Here is a 16,888-nt window from a genome sequence, read left to right as displayed (position 1 = left end):
GACCCTCTCTTCCAGGGTGCTAGGCGGTCCAACGCAGCTGTTCGCGGGTGATCTCGTGCTGGAGCGGCTCACCGGCGAGGAACCTCGCGATCTCGCCGACCGTCAGCGTTCCCATCCGGTGCCTGGCCTCCTCGGTGCCCGCCGCCTGGTGCGGGGTCAGCAGCACGTTCGGCAGGCGGCGCAGCGGGCTGTCCTCCGAAAGCGGCTCCTCGTCGAAGACGTCGAGCGCCGCGTCGATCCTGCCGCCGCGCAGCTCGTCGAGGAGCGCGGCCGAGTCGACCAGCCACGACCTGGCGGTGTTCACCAGCGCCGCGCCGTCGGGCATGAGCGCCAGCTCCCTGCGGCCGATCAGGTGCCGGGTCGCCGGGATGGCGGGGGCGTGCAGGGCCACGACGTCGCTGCGCGTCAGCAGGTCGTCCAGCTCCACCAGCGTGGCGCCCAGCCCGGCCGCGTCATCCGCGGAGACGGTCGGGTCGGCGAGCAGCAGCTCGGCGCCGAGCGCCCGGACCAGCCCCGCGTACGCCCGCCCGGTGCGGGAGGCGCCCACGACGCCGACCACGCTGCCGCGCAGCTCGCGCCTCGGCCGGGCCGCCGCCCTGGTCTGCGTCCAGCCCGACCCTGACCGCAGGTCGTGGTCGAAACGGTGCACCTGGTGCAGCAGGCACAACGTGAACGTCAGCGCCACCTCACCCACCGCGGGCGCCATCGCGGCTCCGGTCTGGGTCACCCGGATGCCCCGCTCCCAGAGCGCGTCGGAGACCAGGAACCCGACCGCGGCGCCGGTGTGCGCCACGAGCCGCAACTCCGGCGCGCGGGCCAGCGTCTCCGCGTCCACGCGCGGGGTGTCCCATCCGGTGACCAGCACCCGCGCCCGCTCCAGCGGGCCGATCGGGGCCAGCCGTTCGAGCTGCGCGAACAGGGGCGGTGGGAGGAACATCTCGCGCAGCCCGGGAGCCAGGGAGAGCGCGATCACTTCAGGCCCGTCATCGCGATGCTGTTGACCAGGTAGCGCTGCAGCAGGAAGAACACCAGCAGGCACGGCACCACGGACACGGCCGCCGACGCCATGAGCAGCGACAGCTGCATCTCCTCGGTCCGCAGCGTGGTCAGGCCGACCGTGAGCGTACGGGTGGCGTCGCTCTGCCCGACGACCAGCGGCCACAGGAAGTCGTTCCAGTGCCACAGGAACACGAACACGCCCAGCGTGGCCAGGATCGGCTTGGTCAGCGGGAGCACGATCGTCCAGTACACCCGCCACTCGGAGGCGCCGTCCACCTTCGCGGCGTCGAACAGCTCGTCGGGCAGGCCCAGGATGAACTGCCGCATCAGGAAGACGGCCTGCGAGTTGGCCAGCGTCGGGACGATCAGCCCCCAGAACGTGTCCACCCCGTCCAGGCTGTTGACGAGCACGAACGTCGGGATGAGGGTGGCCTGGAACGGCACCATCATGGTCGCGAGGAACGTCCAGAACATCGCCTCGCGGCCGGGGAAGCGTTTCTTGGCGAAGGCGTAGCCCGCCATCGACGAGGTGAGCAGGATGATCATCACGGAGACGAAGGCGTAGATCAGCGAGTTGAACGTCCAGGTGACGAATCCCGACGACGACAACACCATCGTGATGTTGTCCAGCGTGAGCGACTCCGGCCACCGCGCGGGCACGGTCGGGCGGCCCGCCGGCGACAGGGCCACGATGAACATCGCCACGAAGGGGCTGACGGTCAGCACCGACAGCAGCGCGAGCAGGGCGGCCAGCGGCCACCTGCCCCGCCACCACGGCCTGCGCGCCGCGCGGGAGGGCTCGGCCCGGACGGAGGGCGGACGGGACGCCGTGGTGATCGTCATGTGTTCCCCCGGTCCAGGAAACGGCGCTGGATCAGCGACACGACCAGCACGACCGCGAACAGCACCATGCCCCAGGTGGCGGCGTAGCCGAAGTCGAACGACCGGAAGCCGTGGTCGTAGATGCCGTAGATGAGGGTGTACGTCGCCCTGGCCGGACCGCCGCCGGTCATCACGTACACCGTGTCGAAGGTCTGGAAGGCGCTGATCGTCTCGATCACGAGGACGAAGAAGATCGTGGGCTTGAGCAGCGGCAGCGTGATCCTGCGGAAACGTTGCCAGGCGTTGGCCCCGTCGACCGTGGCCGCCTCCAGGTAGGAGGACGGGATCGCCTTCAGCCCCGCCAGCAGGATCAGCATCGAGTAGCCGAACCCCTTCCACACCGACACGACGGCCAGCGCGGGCAGGACCACCCCCGACTCCTCCAGGAACGCGACCGGACCGAGGTCGACCTTGGCCAGCAGGCCGTTGACCAGGCCGTTGTACTCGTAGATCCAGCGCCAGATGATGCCCGCGAGCACGAAGCTGGTCACGTACGGGAGGAAGAGCATGCCGCGGAACAGGCCGCGCATGAACACCACCTGGTTGAGCAGCAACGCCGTGCCGAGCGCCACGAGCATGGTGAGCGGCACGTAGACGACGGAGTACGCGAGGGTGACCCGCAGGCTCAGCCAGAAGTTCACGTCGTCGAGCAGCCGGGCGTAGTTGTCCACGCCGATGATGTCCCACTCGCCGCCGATGTTCCAGTTCGTCAGGCTCATGCCCGCCGCGCCCAGCGACGGGAAGATCCGGAAGATCAGGAAGAGCACGAGTACGGGCAGCACGAACAGCAGGCCGGTGACCGGGTCGCGCAGGCGATGACGCACCAGGTGGTCCCTTCCCTCTCAGCCGCCGCTGCCGAGCAGTTGGTTCGCCTCTTGCGCCGCCGCGTCGAGCGCGGTCTTCGCGTCCTCCTTGCCGAGCAGCGCCGCCTGGATGTGCGGGGCGAGCACGCCCATCACCTGCCGGGCCTTCGGGTGGGTGTCGCCGGGGAAGGCGTACTGCAGGGACTTGGCGAACTCCTTGGACGCCTCCGACTGGTCGGGCACGGTCACGTCGGTGCGCGCGGGGAAGAAGCCCGACTCCTTGGCCAGCGCGGCGGAGACTTCGGGGGAGGCCAGGTAGGTGGCGAACTTCTTCGCCGCGTCCTTGTTCTCGGAGTGCCTGGCCAGCATGAGGCCTCCGGGGATGCCGAACGCGACGCGCTTCGTACCTTCGAGTGGCGGGCCGATGCCGACGTTCCCGGCGCCGATGGCGGTGGCGAGCTGGTCGACCTGGCCCGCGGTGGCCGCGTGGTACATGGCGGTCCTGCCGGCGGCCAGCGTGCCGCCCTCGATGTCGTTGCCCTTGCTCGCGGCGTTCGGCGGCAGGCCGCCCGCGGCCTTCAGGTCGAGCAGCAGCTGCAGGCTCGCCACGCCCTCGGGGCCGTTGAACACGACGCTCTTGCCGTCGGCGGCGAAGACGGTGCCGCCGTTGGCCCACAGGATCGGATAGAAGCTCTGGTTGAGGGTCACCTCGGGCTTGCCCGGGTAGTCGAGGATGGCGACCTTCTTGGCGGCCAGCTTGGGCGCGGCCGCCTTCAGCTCGTCGAGCGTCTCCGGCACCTTGTCCACGCCGGCCTCGGAGAACAACTTCTTGTTGTAGATCGGCGCGGTGATGGTCTGGTAGATGGGGACGCCGTAGAGCTTGCCGTCGACGGTGAGGGCGCTGAGCGAGTTCGGGAGGTAGGAGGCCTTGTCCGGCGCGACGATGTCGTCGACCGGCTCGATCGTGCCCTGCTGGGCGTACTGCGGGATCTGGTCGGGGCCGAGCACGACCAGGTCGAAGCCCTTCTTCGAGACCAGCGCCGTGGTGACCTTCTCCTGACGGCCCTCCCAGGGCTGCAGGTCGATCGTGATGTCGGTCGTGGGGTTGGCCGCTTCGAAGTCCTTCTCGACCTTGCCCCAGAACGCCTGGCTCTTGGCCTGGTCCCCGATGACGGGATACATCCACAGGGTCACGGCGCTCTTGTCCGAGCCGCCGCTGGATCCGCACCCGGCGGCCGCCAGGCTCAGGACGGCCGCGAGGCCGACTGCCGCTGCCTTTTTCATCGGCGGCTTCCTTTCGCTTAATACCGGTCCTGACCGAAACCTAGTGAGCGTGACTTGGCCCGGTCAATGCCTGAGATGTGAACGTGACTACGCCCGGCCCCGGTACCGCGCCATCTCCTGGGCGATCGCCTCGACGTGCCCCGACGTGTAGTTCTCGTTCCAGTCGATGACGAGCAGCGTACGGTCCACCATGCGCTCGGCCCGCGGGCAGGGGTTGGGGGTGTAGCCGTCGAGCGGGTAACGAGCGGTCCCGTAGATGCGCGCCTCCCACACCGGCGCCCTGTTCAGCGGCTCGGCGAGATATCCGGCGCGCGCGGGGACGCCGGCCGTCGCCAGGTGCGCCGCCAGTTCGGGCGCGTCGCCGCCCGGGCACACGATCGGGAAGAGCCACCAGGCGTGGCCCTGCGGGCGCGGCAGGCGTACCCCCGGCTGGTCCTTGAGCGCGTCCATGAGCTGCAGGGCCGTGCGGCGGCGCGCGGCGAGCACGCCGGGCAGCTTGGCGAGCTGGGCGCGGGCCACGGCGGCCTGGAGCTCGCTCATGCGGTAGTTGAGCCCGAAGGCGGCGTGCGAGCGCCCGGCCGCGCGGTCCCAGCCCTTGTCGGAGAAGAGCCGCATCCGCCTGGCCAGCTCCTCGTCACGGGTGATCGCCACGCCGCCGTCGCCGCAGGTGATGTGCTTCCACTGCTGCAGGCTGAGGCAGGCCACGTGACCCGTCGTCCCCGCGAGCCCGCCGCCGGGCAGCTCGGCCAGCCAGGCCTGCGCGCAGTCCTCGATCAGCGTCAGACCGTGCTCGTCGGCCAGCGCGCGCAGCTCGTGAATCCTGGCCGGCGCCCCGAACAGGTGCACCGCCATGATCGCCCTGGTCCGCGGGCCGATGAGCGCGGCCACGGCGCCGGGATCGAGATTCCCGTCGGACGGATCCACGTCGGCGAAGACAGGAACGGCGTTCTGCGCCAGGATGGGGGCCACGGTCCCGAAGTCCGTGATCGGTGTCGTGATGATCTCGTCCCCTGGATCCGGAGCGGCCGCCACGACCGACAGATGGAGGGCCGCGGTGCCGGAGCTGCACGCGATCGCGTGTCGGGAGCCGTACATACGCGCGACCTCGCGTTCCAGCTCGCGCGCCTCGGTCCCCCAGACGGAGTTGAGCATGCCCGAGCGGATCACCCGCTCGACGGCGGCCACCTCCTCGTCTCCGAGGGTACGGCCGTCGGCTTCTGCCATGGACGGGAACTTCACCGGGCACCTCACCAGTTATGATTGCGGTCCTGACCGAAATAAGCGAGAGGGAGGCGTGCGTGGGAATCGTCATCGGAGTCGTCGGCCCGCACGATCTGGTCGACGACGTCGCGGCCGTCTGCGAGGAGCAGCCGGGCGTGAGCACCCTGCGCCTCGACTACGACCACGAGTCGCAGGCGCCCGCGATCGTCGAGGCCCACGCCGCCTCCGTCGAGGGCTGGCTGTTCACCGGCATCGTGCCCTACATGCTCTGCCGCGACGCCGAGGCCCTCATCCGTCCCGCCGCGTTCGTCGACTACTCGGGCGCGACGCTGCTCAACGCCCTCGTACGCCTCCAGCACCGGGGCGAGGACGTCACCAGGCTGTCGATCGACACGTTGCCCGCCGCCGACGTCGACGCCACGTTCGGCGAGGCCGGCCTGCCGACCGGTGAGCTGCGCACGCACCCGTACCGGCCGGGCATGACCTCCCAGAAGGCGATCGCCTTCCATCGCAGGAGCCCCGCGCACACCGTGATCACCTGCCTGAGCTCCGTGTACGAGGCGCTGCGCGACGAGCGGCACGTGCTGCGCCTGGTGCCCTCCGTGCACTCGGTACGGGTGGCGCTGCGCCAGCTCGTGCTCACCGCCGAAGGGCAGGTGCAGGAGGACGCCCAGATCGCGCTCGGGCTCGTCGAGGTGGCCGACGAGGAGGGGCTGCTGCGCGAGGCCACGGCGCTGGGCGGCACGCTGGCGGCCTTCCGCGGCGGCACCCACCTGCTGGTCACGACCCGCGGCCCGCTGCACGACGCCACGGGCGGCTTCACCGGGCTTCCCATGCTGGCCCGGCTGGCCGAGCAGAACGACGCCGTCCGCGTCGGGTTCGGGCTGGGACGCAGCGCCGCGGAGGCGGAGAGCCTGGCGCGGCGGGCGCTGGCCAAGGCACGCAGGCTCGGCCCGGTGGCCGCGGTGCTGTCGCTGCGGGCGGACGCCGACATCGTGCTGGAGTCGGTGACCGCCGAGCCCGCCGGCGGACAGAGCCTGTCGGTCATCGCCCGCCGGGTCGGGCTGTCGGTGCCGACGCTGGAGAAGCTCCTCCAGGCGCGGGCCGCCGCGGGCGGCGAGCCCCTGACGACGCGCGAGATCGCCGACCGGCTGGCCGTCCAGCAGCGTACGGCCCGGCGCATGCTGCACCGCCTGGAGCTGGCCGGGCTCGCCGAACGCACCGGCAACCTCACCAGCGGATCCAGCGGCCGCCCGCTGACCCTCTACCGCCTGACGCTCCAGCACCCCGGCCCCGGACATCGGTCAGGCGAGCCAGCGTGAGAGGTTCTCGGCGACGAAGTCGTCGTCGCGCAGCGCCGGGTAGGCGGCCAGCACCCGGTCGATCTCGGCCAGCTGGCCGGTCGACAGTTCCTCGGCCGGGTCCAGGCACCAGCGGCCCTCCAGCAGGCCCTGCCGGCGCAGCACCTCGTGGATGCCGGGGATGCAGCCGCGGAAGGCGTTGGCCGAGTCGAAGATGGCGGCGTTGGCGTCGGTCAGGTGACCGTCGAGGGTGAGCAGCCGGCGTACGGCCGCGTCGTCGCCCGAACGCGCCGCCCTGGCCTGCTCCAGCAGTTCCACGGCCCGGCGCACCCACACCGCCCACTGGCCGAGCAGCCCGCCGACGAACTCGATGTCCACCTCGCGCCCGTCCACGACCACCCGGTGCGGGGTGATCAGGTCGGTCAGGATGTGGTCGTCGTTGCCGGTGTAGAGGGCCACCTCGGCCTGCCGGCCCGCGCGCACCACGCCGTGCAGCACGTCGAGGGTCCGGTAGCGGTCGAAAGGCGCCGCCTTGATGCCGACCACGGCCTCGATCGCCGCGAGCCGCGTCCAGAACTCCCTGGACAGGTGCCGGCCGCCGACCGCGGGCTGCAGGTAGAAGCCGATCACCGGCAGCACCTCGCTCACCGCCCGAGCCCGCTCGATCAGGCCGTCCTCGTCCAGCTCGCGGTACGGGCTGAGCAGTACCATGTGGTAGCCGAGCGACCTGGCCAGCTCGGCCTCCGCCACCGCCCGCGCGGTCGGCCCGGTGGCGCCGGCCACGAGCACCACGTCGTGCTCGTACTCGCCCGCCACCGTGGCCGCCAGTTCGAGCACCGGGGCCAGCAGGCCGGTGCCGTGGATGGCGAACTGCGTGGTGTGCACGCCCACCGCCAGCCCGCCCGCGCCCGCCTCGACGTAGTAGCGAGTGAGCGCCCGCTGGCGGCGCTCGTCCAGCTTCCTGTCGGAGGTCAGCGCCAGCGGGTGCGCCGGGATCACCAGGCCGCGCCTGAACAGGTCGCGCACGGACGCGTGCGCCTCCGGAGCCGTGCCGAGCACGTGAGGACCCCCAAGTGAGTAGGTGCGGTGATGTGGCACGGATCAGAAACGCCCGTCGCGGCGCTCGAACTTGGTGGGCTTGCCGAGCAGCGGCCCGCCGTCCGCGACCCAGCGCGCCGTGTGCTCGATGAGCTCGGCGGGGGTCAGCTCCGGGTAGCCGAACAGCCGGTGGCAGCGGCCCGCGTTCGACAGCAGCGCGGTGGGGGCCTCCTCGCCGGTGAAGACCGGCTCCTTGCCGAGCGCCTGGCCGAGCGCCAGCGCGGCCTGCCGCACCGAGATCAGCTCGGGTCCGGTCACGTTCAGCACGTACGGCGGCGTGCCGGCCAGCAGCAGCGACCGCAGCGTCACCTCGTTGGCGTAGCCCTGCCAGACCACGTTCACCTGACCGGTCGTGAGGTCGACGGGCTCGCCCGCCAGGACCTTCTGCGCCAGGTCGACCAGCACGCCGTAGCGCAGTTCGACGGCGTAGTTGAGCCGCAGCAGCGCCACGCGCGTGCCGTACGTCTCGGAGAAGTGCGTCAGGACCCGCTCCCTGCCCAGGCAGCTCATCGCGTAGTCGCCGACGGGCCCGGTCGGGGAGTCCTCGGTGCTGCCGCCGCCCACCGGGACGAGCGGGTAGACGTTGCCGGTGGACAGGGCGGCGATCCTGCTGTCCCTGAACCGGTCGGCCACCCGGCCGGGCAGGTAGGTGTTGGTGAACCAGGCGGCGTGGGCGCGCCCCTGCGTGCCGAACTTGGCGCCGACCAGAAACACCACGTTGGGCGCGTCGGGCAGGTCGCGCAGCGCCCGTTCGTCGGACACGTCGGCGGGCACCACCGTCGCGCCGTCCTCCCGGAGTGCGTCCGCCAGACCCGGCTCGCCGAAGCGGGACACCGCGATGATCCGCCGGTCCCCACGGGTGGCGTTGAGCGCCAGCCGCACCAGGCTCGGGCCCAGCTTGCCGCCCGCGCCCAGGATCATGATGTCGCCGGGCAGCCTGCCCAGGTCGTCGACGAGCCCGTCGCCGGGCCGCGCCAGCCGCTCATCGAGTTCCGCCGTCGTCCGCACGCACGTCCTCCGTCCGCTATTTACGGTCCAGACCGTAACTGTGCGAGACTCGTGCTGTCAACGCCGGGCCCGTCTCCCTAAGCGCGCTCCCTCGCGGAGACGAGCACGTCGAGCACGGCTCTCGTCTGCTCCCACGGCACCGGGCTGGGGGCGCCGCCCACCATCGCCAGGAACGCGTCCATGGTGCCTTCGTAGCCGAGGCCCCTGATCGGATCGTCGCCGCCCTCGATGGAGAAGGTCTCGGTGGACTCGCGCCGGTGCAGCGTGACCGTGTAGGACTCCCTCTCGGAGACGCCCAGCACCTCGACCGTGCCGAGCACGCCGCCACCCCACCGCAGGGCCATGACACCGGTGTCTTCGGAACGGAGCGGACCGTAATGCCGCGTGGACCGCGCGGCCCCGGCCAGGCGCACGTCGGGGCCAAGCAGGGCGACCAGCAGCTCCACCCCGTGCACCCCCATGGTCACCAATGTGCCGCCGCCCTCGGCGGGCGTGTCCTGCCACGGGTTGTAGCCGGTCGCCCAGAGGCCCACGTCGTGGCGTACGGTGGCGCGCACCGCGAGCAGGTCGTCCGGGGCGGCCCGCACCCCGGCGAACGCGGGCGCGAACCGCAACACCGACGTCGACATCACCCGGTCGTGGACCGGCAGCCGGTCGAGCGCGTCGAGCTGGGCCCGGGTCGCGGCGCCCGGCTTGTTCACGAAGCACGCCGCCCCCGTCTCCAGCACCCGGGCCAGCGCCGCGGGCACCTCGGGGTTGGGCACGGTCAGCACCACGCCGTCCGGGTCGTGCCCCAGCGCACCCGCCAGGCTCTGCGCGACCTTCGCGGACGGATGCTCATCGGTGAAACGCCGCAACCTCTCGGCGTCGGGCTCCCACACCACCAGCTCGGCATGCCTGGCCAGGGTGCGGGCATCGGTGTACGGGTGACTCGTGGCGAGCCCGGCAAGCACGATCCGCACGCGCGTACCTTCCTTTCTCTCAATGGTCACACCAGTCTCCCCTGCGCTGGAGACGCCGCACCCCTGTGATGCCATGGTCACCGCCCAAACATATGATGATCCCATGGCTAAGGTTGCAGTTCTGGGAACCGGGCTGATGGGCGCCCCCATGGCGCGCAACATCGCCACGTCCGGCATGCAGGTGCACGTGTGGAATCGTACGGCGGGCAAGGCCCAGCCCCTGGCGGCCCATGGAGCGGTCGTGGCCGGCTCGCCCGCCGAGGCCGTCGACGGGGCCGACGTGATCGTCACGATGCTGAGCGACGGCGACGCCGTGCACGCCGCGATGACGGCCGCCGCCCCCGGGCTCCGCCCCGGGCAGGTGTGGGCGCAGATGAGCACGGTCGGCGTGGCGGCCACCGAGCGGCTGGCCGCGCTGGCGGCCGAGCACGGGCTGACGTTCGCCGACGCGCCCGTGCAGGGCACCCGCCAGCCCGCCGAGCAGGGGAAGCTCGTCGTGCTGGCGGCCGGGCCGCCGTCCGCCAGGCAGGCGCTCACCCCCGTCTTCGACGCTGTCGGGCAGCGTACGCTCTGGGTGGGCGACGACGGGGCCGGCGGCGCGGGCACCCGGCTCAAGATGGCCACGGTGAGCTACGGCATCTCGCTCACCGCCGTCGCGGCCGAGGCCCTCGCGCTGGCCCAGGGGCTCGGCGTCGACCCCGTCCTGGTCCGTGAAGTGATCACCGGCGGCCCGATGGACAGCCCCTACTTCCAGGCCAAGTCGGTGTCCATTCTGGAGGGCGACTTCACGCCCAACTTCGCCGTCACCAACGCCGTCAAGGACACCCGGCTGATCACTCAGGCGGGAGAGGCGGCCGGGGTGCGGCTCGACGTGGTGGCGGCCGCGGGCGAACGACTGCGCCGCGCCGAGGCCCAGGGCCACGGCGACCAGGACATGTCGGCCACCTATTTCGCCAGCTTCGACACCCCCTGATCGCAGCCCTCCCCCTCGGGCCCCGCAGCTTCGCCGCGTGGACGTCGAGGGGTCGCCGCGCACGTGCCGGGGTTTGCGGCGCGGGTCCCGGCTCGCCGTACGCGTGTGTCCGGCTCGGCCACCCGGGTCAAGGCTCTTCGATCGGGCCCTCGCCGGGCGGGCCACCGTCGGCCGGATGATCGACCGGGGCGGGACCACCGGAGGGAGCGCCACGGGACGGGCCGGACGGGCCGCCCTGAGGCAGGCCGCCCCCAGGCGGGACGTGAGGAGCCGGGTCGTTCTCCGGCGGACCGCCAGGAGACGGGCCGTTGTCCGAAGGGCGGGGTGAGCCTTCCAACTCGTCGACGTCGGCGAAGGGCCGGCCGGCGAGCTTCGCGTACCCGGGCCCCCGGTCGAAGAACCGCCCTGCCGGCGGCCGTAGCCGGGCCCGCAGTTCGGCGGTGCCCTGCTCGTCGATGCGATCGCCGTCGAGCACCACCCCGTAGTCGCCCAGCGCGCCCGCGATCGACACCTTCCCGTCGCGCACGTCGGCGGCCACCGCCCGGGGGTCGCGGTCATAGGGCGAGCCCCAGCCACCGCCGCCGGTGGTGCGGATCCTGATCAGCTCCCCCGCCTGCACCGGATGGTCGTCGACCAGTCCCTCCATCTCCTTGCCCGCGATCTCTACGCGGAACGGCCGCCCGGCGAGGCCGCCGTTGACGCCCCAGCAGGACAGGATGGAGCGGTCGGCGATCGACATGTACGAGGCGTCCCTGAGCATCCGGATGTGCTTGTCGTAGCCGAGCCCGCCCCTGAACATGCCCGGCCCGCCCGAGTCGCAGGCCAGCGCCAGGCGTTCCACCCGGAACGGCCAGCGGGCCTCCGCGAACTCCACGGGGATGTTGCGCGAGTCGGGCACGACGTGGATGGTGTCCTCGCCGTCGGCGTACCAGCGGCCGCCGGAGCCGCCGCCCAGCACCTCCCGCATCAGGTACGGCTCGCCGTCGGCGCCGATGCCGTGGACGCCGGTGTAGCGGATGGTCTCCTGGTCGGCCGGCATGCGCCCGCCCGTCGCCTTGGCCAGCACGCCGGCCAGCACGCCGAGCAGGCGCAGGATGACGAACGTGCGGGCGTTGGTAGGCGCGGGGAAGATCGGGGTGAGCAGGCTGCCCTTCTCCGGGAAGATCATCTTGATGAGGGGGACGACGCCTTCGTTGACGTCGAGCTCGGCCATGCGCTCCGGCGTGTCGGCCAGGTTGCGCAGCACCGGAGCCAGCCACTTCTTCAGGAACACACCGTCGGCGTAGTCGCCCGCGTGGTTGATCGGCCCCTTGGCCTGCGGTGACGTGCCGGTGAAGTCGATGGTCAGCGGCGCCCGGTCGCCGTCGTCCCCTCCCTGTTCGAGGGCGGAATGGTCGACGGTGAGGGTGATGCGCTGGGCGTGCAGGCGCGGCTCGTCCACGCCGTCGTGCTCGGCGTAGTCCTCCCACACGTACGTGCCCTCGGGGATCCTGGCCAGCAGTTCCCTGCGGAACGTCTCGGTGGTCTTGTCGATGATCGCGTCGAAGCTCGCCTCGACGGCCCGCCTGCCGTACCGGTCGAACAGCTCCGCCAGCCGCCGCGCCCCCATCAGGCAGGCCGAGCACTCGGCGTCGAGGTCGCCGGCGAGCGAGTCGGGCATGCGGGAGTTGCGGGTCATGATGCGCAGCGCGGCCTCATTGGGCACTCCCTCGTCCCACAACTTGATCGGCGGCACCATCAGGCCCTCTTCGTACACGGACCGCGCGTGCGAGGGCATGGACCCGGGGACGGACCCGCCGATGTCGTCGTGGTGGCCGAACGCCTGCACGAACGCCACCACCTCCCCTTCGTGGAACACCGGGACGGTGACGCAGAGGTCGGGCAGGTGGCCGATGCCGCCTTCGGACAGGTAGACGTCGTTGTGGAAGTAGACGTCGCCGGGCCTCATCGTTTCTACGGGGAAGTCGCGCACGACCGGCTGGACCAGCGCGCTGTAGGAGCGGCCGGTCAGCTTGCGCATGCGCACGTCGTGGATGCCGGCGCGGAAGTCGTGCGCGTCGCGGATCATCGGCGAGCGGGCCGTACGCGCGATGGCCGTCTCGACCTCCTTCTCGACCGACGCGAGTGTCCCCTCGACGATCTCCACCAGGACGGGGTCGGTCGTGCTCATCGCTCGCTCACCGTTCCTCGGTCGGCGGCGGATATCTCCACGTTGCCGAAGTCGTCCACCGCCGCCGTGAAGCCCGGGTGGATGGGTATCGTCGAGCCGTACTCCTCGATCACCGCCGGGCCCGTGACCGTGGCGCCGGGGCCGAGCGCCGAGCGCTGGTGGACGGGAGTGTCGCGGGTCTCGTCGAAGTGCACGAGACGTACGGAGGTGGCGCCCTCGCCCGGCCTGTCCAGGCGGGGGATGACCGGACGGCTGATGGGGCCGATGCCGGACACGCGCAGGTTGACCCATTCGACGCCGTGGCGGGGATCGTCGCGATAGGCGTAGCCGTACAACTTCTCGTGAGCCGTGTGGAAACGGTCGACGACCTCGGCCTGCCAGGCTTCGTCGATCTCGCCGGCGGGGGCGGCCACCCGCACTTCGTACGCCTGCCCGTAATAGCGCAGGTCGGCGCTGCGCACGTAGACGGGGTCGTCGAAGCCCTCGCGGTCCAGCTCCTCTCCCGCCTGATGCTCCAGGTCGTGGAAGATCTCGACCGCCTTGCCCAGTTCGAGGTCGCGGGTGACGTACGTACGGACGTAGTCGTTCTTGACGTCCACCGTGAGCAGCCCGAACGCCGACACGTTGCCCGGGTCGCGCGGGACGACGACGGACGGCAGGCCGAGGATGTCGATCAGCCGGCAGGCCAGCAGCGGCCCCGACCCGCCGAACGTCACCAGCGGGAAGTCCCGCACGTCCAGCCCTCGCTTGACGGTGAGCTGCCGGATCGCGTTGCTCTGGTTGAACGCGCTGATCTCCAGGATCCCCGTCGCCGTACGCTCGGGGGTCAGGCCCAGCTTGCCGGCCAGCGCCTGGATGCCCGCGCGGGCCGCGTCGGCGTCCAGCGGGATCTCCCCGCCCAGCAGGTGCGGCGGGATGCGCCCGAGGAACACGTGCGCGTCGGTGACCGTCACTTCGGTGCCGCCCCTGCCGTAGCAGAGCGGGCCCGGGTCGGCGCCGGCGGACTTCGGCCCGACCTTGAGCGTGCCCTCGGGCGAGATCCACGCGATCGAGCCGCCGCCCGCCCCGACCGTCACGATGTCGATCATCGGGATCTTGCACGGGTAGCTGCCGACGGTCCCCTCCGTGGTGATGGACGGCTCGCCGTCGATCACCACGGCCACGTCGGTGGAGGTGCCGCCGCCGTCCAGGGTGATCACCGACCGGTGACCCGCCGTGGACGCGACGAGCGCCGCGCCGAGCGCGCCCGCCGCCGGCCCCGACAACACGGTGGTGATCGGCTGGTTGACGACCTCGCGCGCCGACAGGATGCCGCCGTTCGACTTCATCACGGAGAACGACTTGCCGAGCCGGTTGGACAGGCCGGCGATGTAGCCGCGCATCGCCGGTTTGACGGCGGCGTCCACGAGCGTGGTCACCGAGCGTTCGTACTCGCGGTATTCGCGCAGCACGTCACTCGACAGGGAGATCACCGCCTCCGGGTGCTCGCGCCACAACACCTCGCGCATGCGCCGCTCGTGCTCGGGGTTGGCGTACGAGTGCAGGAAGCAGACCCCGATCGCGGTGATGCCTCTGGCCTTGAACCAACGGGCCGCCTCGACGGCCTGCTCCTCGGAGAACGGCCACACCTCCTCGCCCCGGTGGTCGAGCCGCCCGCCGACGGTCTTGACCAGGTGCACGGGGACGATCCTCGGCGGTTTGACCCAGAAGTAGGAGTTGCCGTAGCCGTCCGGGACGCTCTGCCTGGCGATCTCCAGGATGAACTCGAACCCCTCGGTCGTGATGAACCCGAGGTCGGCGATGCGGTCTTCGAGCAGCTGGTTCGTCGCCACCGTGGTGCCGTGGACGATCGCGCCGACGTACTCCATGGCCGTTTCCCCGTCGCGAGCTCCTGAGCCGCGGATGAGCTCACCCAGCTTCTCGATGCCCGTGACGAACCCGTCCGCCGGGTTCGCCGGGGTCGAGGGGGTCTTGGTGGTGAGGATCTCACCGGTCTGCTCGTCCACCGCTACGACGTCGGTGAACGTGCCTCCGGTGTCCACTCCGATACGGACGCTACGCATGGCTCCTCTAGCTTCGGCGACGGCCGAGAACTTCGTCGATGACCCGGGGCGCGTTGTCGGTGCCGACGTACGCGGCCAGCCTCACCACCATCTCCTGGGAGCGGGAGAGCTCTGCCTCCACCCTGGCCTTGCCGGACTGACCGGCCTGCACCCCAAAATACGCTCCGATGATGGTGCCGATCACCCCGGCCACGCCCGCGAACAGCACGGCGAACTCCTGGGTGGCGAACACGGCGGCGCCGAAGGCGACCAGGATCGCGATGATCCCGGTGAGCACGACCAGGAAGCCGTAGCGCCAGCGGGTGGCCTCTGCCTGGGCGGCCGTGATGTCGTCCTGCGACATCATCGCGTCGAGCGCCGGAGGGCCGGCCGGCGCATTGGACGGCCCGCTGGACGGCCCGCTGGACGGCCCGCTGGGCGACCCGCTGGACGGCTCACTGGGCGACCCGCTGGGCGGCGGGGTAGAGGTCGGCTTGGACGGCGGATTATCGGTGACCACACTTCCTCCTGTAACTCCAGGGGAGAAATGTCCCACGAGGTCATGGAACAAGCCAAGCCACTAAGCTGGCGGTCTGTGACTAAGTGTCTGCCTTGTCTGCCGTGCCGTCTGGTGCCAGGGACGCTGTGCTGAAGTTCTACTTCGGCCCCATGGACTGCGGGAAGTCCACGCTCGCCCTCCAGATGAACTACAACCACGGCCGGCAGGGCCGGCGCGGCCTCGTGCTGACCAAGCACGACCGCTCCGGCGGCCCCAAGGTCACCAGCCGGATCGGGCTCGGTCTCGAGGCGATCGAGGTGGATGACGATCTCGACCTCGTACGGCTGGTCGCCGCGCACGACAGGATCGACTACCTGATCTGCGACGAGGCCTGCTTCTACACGGTCGGACAGATCGAGCAGCCCGCCGACCTGGTGGACGAGCACGGCGTCGACGTCTACGCGTTCGGGCTGGCCTCCGACTTCCGTTCGGTGATGTTCCCGGCCGCCCAGCGGCTGTTCGAGCTGGCGGACGAGGTGTGCCGGCTGCAGGTCGAGGTGTTGTGCTGGTGCGGGCGGCCGGGCCGGCTGAACGCCAGGATCGTGGGCGGGACGATGGCGCGTACGGGCGAGCAGGTCGTGATCGGCGACACCGACGCCGCACACGTGCGCTACCAGGTGCTCTGCCGCAGGCACCACCGCTCGGGCTGGCTCGGCGAGGGCACGATGGAGCCGCGGACCCAGGCGATCTGACGGCGGCCGGCCGCCCCGCCCCTGAGACCCGAGGCTCTCACCACGTCGTGCAGCGACGCCGAGCGGGTGCCCGCCGTATGCCGGCGGCGTGAGCTCCCGCTCAAGCGCCGGCGCCAGCACTGGTCAGAAGGCCGCCAAGCTCACCTTCGCCGCGCTCCCGTCGGCTCTCCGGCAGGCCGCCACGCTGGAGGTCCGGCTGGTCTGAGCCGGCCGGGTCACACGGCGCAGAAGCCGTCGTCGCAGCCGTCGGCGGGCGCCGCGAGCCGGGTGATCGGCGTCTGTCCCGTACGCTCGGCCACTTCGTCGATCACGGCCGCGAAGGTCTCCTCCGGCTGCGCGCCCGACACGGCGAACTTGCCCTCGAACAGGAACAGCGGCACCCCGGTGACGCCGAGCTCGCCTGCCCTGGAGAGCTGCTCGCGCACCTCCTCCGCGCCCTTGCCGTCGTCGTCCACCCCGGTCTCGGCGGCCAGCTCGCTCAGAACGCGGGCGTCGCCGACGTTCCTGCCCTCGGTGAAGTACGCGCTGAACAGCCGCTCGGCCATCTCCGTGCCGAGCCCCTGCCGGGTGGCGACCTCGATCAGCCGGTGCGCCTCGAACGTGTTGGCGGAGACCGCCTTGTCGTAGTCGAACCGCAGGCCGTCGCCGGCGGCGGTGGTGACGACGCGCTCGGTCATCTGGCGGGCGTTCGCCCCGAACTTGCGCTCCAGCGACACGAGGGCCGGCTCGCCCTGCGAGAGGGTGCCGGGGTCGAGCTGGAACGGGCGCATCGTCACGTCGAGGGTGCCGCCCTTGGCCCTGAACTGCCCAGCCGCCCGAGCGAACCTGACATGCCCGATATAACACCAGGGGCACACGACATCAGAGAAAATCTCGACCTTCATGTACGGATGC

15 protein-coding genes are annotated in these 16,888 nt (G+C 71.3%); 3 read left to right on the top strand and 12 right to left on the bottom strand.

Annotation, left to right across the window (positions count from 1 at the left end; genetic code table 11):
- Positions 1–19 precede the first annotated feature (19 nt).
- The 5 genes from GUY59_RS31090 to GUY59_RS31070 form a co-directional block, all read right to left on the bottom strand.
- On the bottom strand, positions 20–973 hold the full coding sequence (locus tag GUY59_RS31090; protein WP_201761548.1) for a hydroxyacid dehydrogenase: 954 nt from the start codon (positions 971–973) through the stop codon (positions 20–22).
- Complete coding sequence (locus tag GUY59_RS31085) at positions 970–1,842, bottom strand: carbohydrate ABC transporter permease (RefSeq protein WP_138203576.1); 873 nt, start codon at positions 1,840–1,842, stop codon at positions 970–972. The genes GUY59_RS31090 and GUY59_RS31085 overlap by 4 nt, the downstream gene beginning before the upstream one ends.
- Positions 1,839–2,705: a carbohydrate ABC transporter permease gene (locus GUY59_RS31080; RefSeq protein WP_138203574.1), complete on the bottom strand. Its 867-nt coding sequence runs from the start codon at positions 2,703–2,705 to the stop codon at positions 1,839–1,841. The genes GUY59_RS31085 and GUY59_RS31080 overlap by 4 nt, the downstream gene beginning before the upstream one ends.
- Positions 2,706–2,723: 18 nt before the next feature.
- Positions 2,724–3,968: an ABC transporter substrate-binding protein gene (locus GUY59_RS31075; RefSeq protein WP_138203572.1), complete on the bottom strand. Its 1,245-nt coding sequence runs from the start codon at positions 3,966–3,968 to the stop codon at positions 2,724–2,726.
- Between the two features lie 87 nt (positions 3,969–4,055).
- A complete protein-coding gene (locus GUY59_RS31070; protein ID WP_138203570.1) occupies positions 4,056–5,207 on the bottom strand; it encodes a DegT/DnrJ/EryC1/StrS family aminotransferase in 1,152 nt (383 codons plus the stop codon).
- Positions 5,208–5,266: 59 nt separating this feature from the next.
- Between GUY59_RS31070 and GUY59_RS31065 the strand changes: the two genes are divergently transcribed.
- The gene (locus tag GUY59_RS31065) at positions 5,267–6,511 is read left to right on the top strand and encodes a hypothetical protein (protein WP_138203568.1); all 1,245 of its coding nucleotides are present in this window, start codon (positions 5,267–5,269) and stop codon (positions 6,509–6,511) included.
- Here GUY59_RS31065 and GUY59_RS31060 read toward each other — a convergent pair.
- The 3 genes from GUY59_RS31060 to GUY59_RS50930 all read right to left on the bottom strand — a co-directional run bounded on the left by GUY59_RS31060 (position 6,494) and on the right by GUY59_RS50930 (position 9,558).
- Entirely contained in the window at positions 6,494–7,549 is a 1,056-nt protein-coding gene (locus GUY59_RS31060) for a dihydrodipicolinate synthase family protein (protein ID WP_132336899.1), read from the bottom strand. The genes GUY59_RS31065 and GUY59_RS31060 overlap by 18 nt on opposite strands.
- A 42-nt stretch (positions 7,550–7,591) precedes the next feature.
- Positions 7,592–8,596, bottom strand: coding sequence for an NAD-dependent epimerase/dehydratase family protein (locus GUY59_RS31055; protein ID WP_132336901.1), 1,005 nt, complete (start codon positions 8,594–8,596; stop codon positions 7,592–7,594).
- A 77-nt stretch (positions 8,597–8,673) separates the two neighbouring features.
- Positions 8,674–9,558, bottom strand: a complete 885-nt coding sequence (locus tag GUY59_RS50930; RefSeq protein WP_138203566.1) for a Gfo/Idh/MocA family protein — start codon at positions 9,556–9,558, stop codon at positions 8,674–8,676.
- Positions 9,559–9,661: 103 nt separating this feature from the next.
- Here GUY59_RS50930 and GUY59_RS31045 point away from each other — a divergent pair, with 103 nt between their 5' ends.
- Positions 9,662–10,531 (top strand): NAD(P)-dependent oxidoreductase, encoded by an 870-nt coding sequence (locus tag GUY59_RS31045; protein ID WP_138203564.1) that lies wholly within the window; start codon positions 9,662–9,664, stop codon positions 10,529–10,531.
- Positions 10,532–10,658: 127 nt separating this feature from the next.
- On the opposite strand, the gene GUY59_RS31040 is transcribed toward GUY59_RS31045, so the two are convergent.
- The 3 genes from GUY59_RS31040 to GUY59_RS31030 are packed head-to-tail and all read right to left on the bottom strand — an operon-like array spanning position 10,659 to position 15,263.
- Complete coding sequence (locus GUY59_RS31040; RefSeq protein WP_236667670.1) at positions 10,659–12,701, bottom strand: hydantoinase B/oxoprolinase family protein; 2,043 nt, start codon at positions 12,699–12,701, stop codon at positions 10,659–10,661.
- Positions 12,698–14,764: a hydantoinase/oxoprolinase family protein gene (locus GUY59_RS31035; protein WP_138203562.1), complete on the bottom strand. Its 2,067-nt coding sequence runs from the start codon at positions 14,762–14,764 to the stop codon at positions 12,698–12,700. The genes GUY59_RS31040 and GUY59_RS31035 overlap by 4 nt, the downstream gene beginning before the upstream one ends.
- A gap of 7 nt (positions 14,765–14,771) precedes the next feature.
- Positions 14,772–15,263, bottom strand: a complete 492-nt coding sequence (locus GUY59_RS31030) for a hypothetical protein (RefSeq protein WP_236667669.1) — start codon at positions 15,261–15,263, stop codon at positions 14,772–14,774.
- Positions 15,264–15,388: 125 nt separating this feature from the next.
- Between GUY59_RS31030 and GUY59_RS31025 the strand changes: the two genes are divergently transcribed.
- Complete coding sequence (locus GUY59_RS31025) at positions 15,389–15,994, top strand: thymidine kinase (protein ID WP_138203560.1); 606 nt, start codon at positions 15,389–15,391, stop codon at positions 15,992–15,994.
- A gap of 215 nt (positions 15,995–16,209) precedes the next feature.
- On the opposite strand, the gene GUY59_RS31020 is transcribed toward GUY59_RS31025, so the two are convergent.
- A partial coding sequence (locus GUY59_RS31020; RefSeq protein ID WP_236667668.1) for a DsbA family oxidoreductase occupies positions 16,210–16,888 on the bottom strand: 679 nt, incomplete at its 5' end.

Source organism: Nonomuraea sp. K271, assembly GCF_009908215.1.
GTDB classification, from domain to species: domain Bacteria; phylum Actinomycetota; class Actinomycetes; order Streptosporangiales; family Streptosporangiaceae; genus Nonomuraea; species Nonomuraea longispora.
Note: the sequence above shows the minus strand (reverse complement) of the source record. Positions and strands in the feature narration are given on the sequence as shown.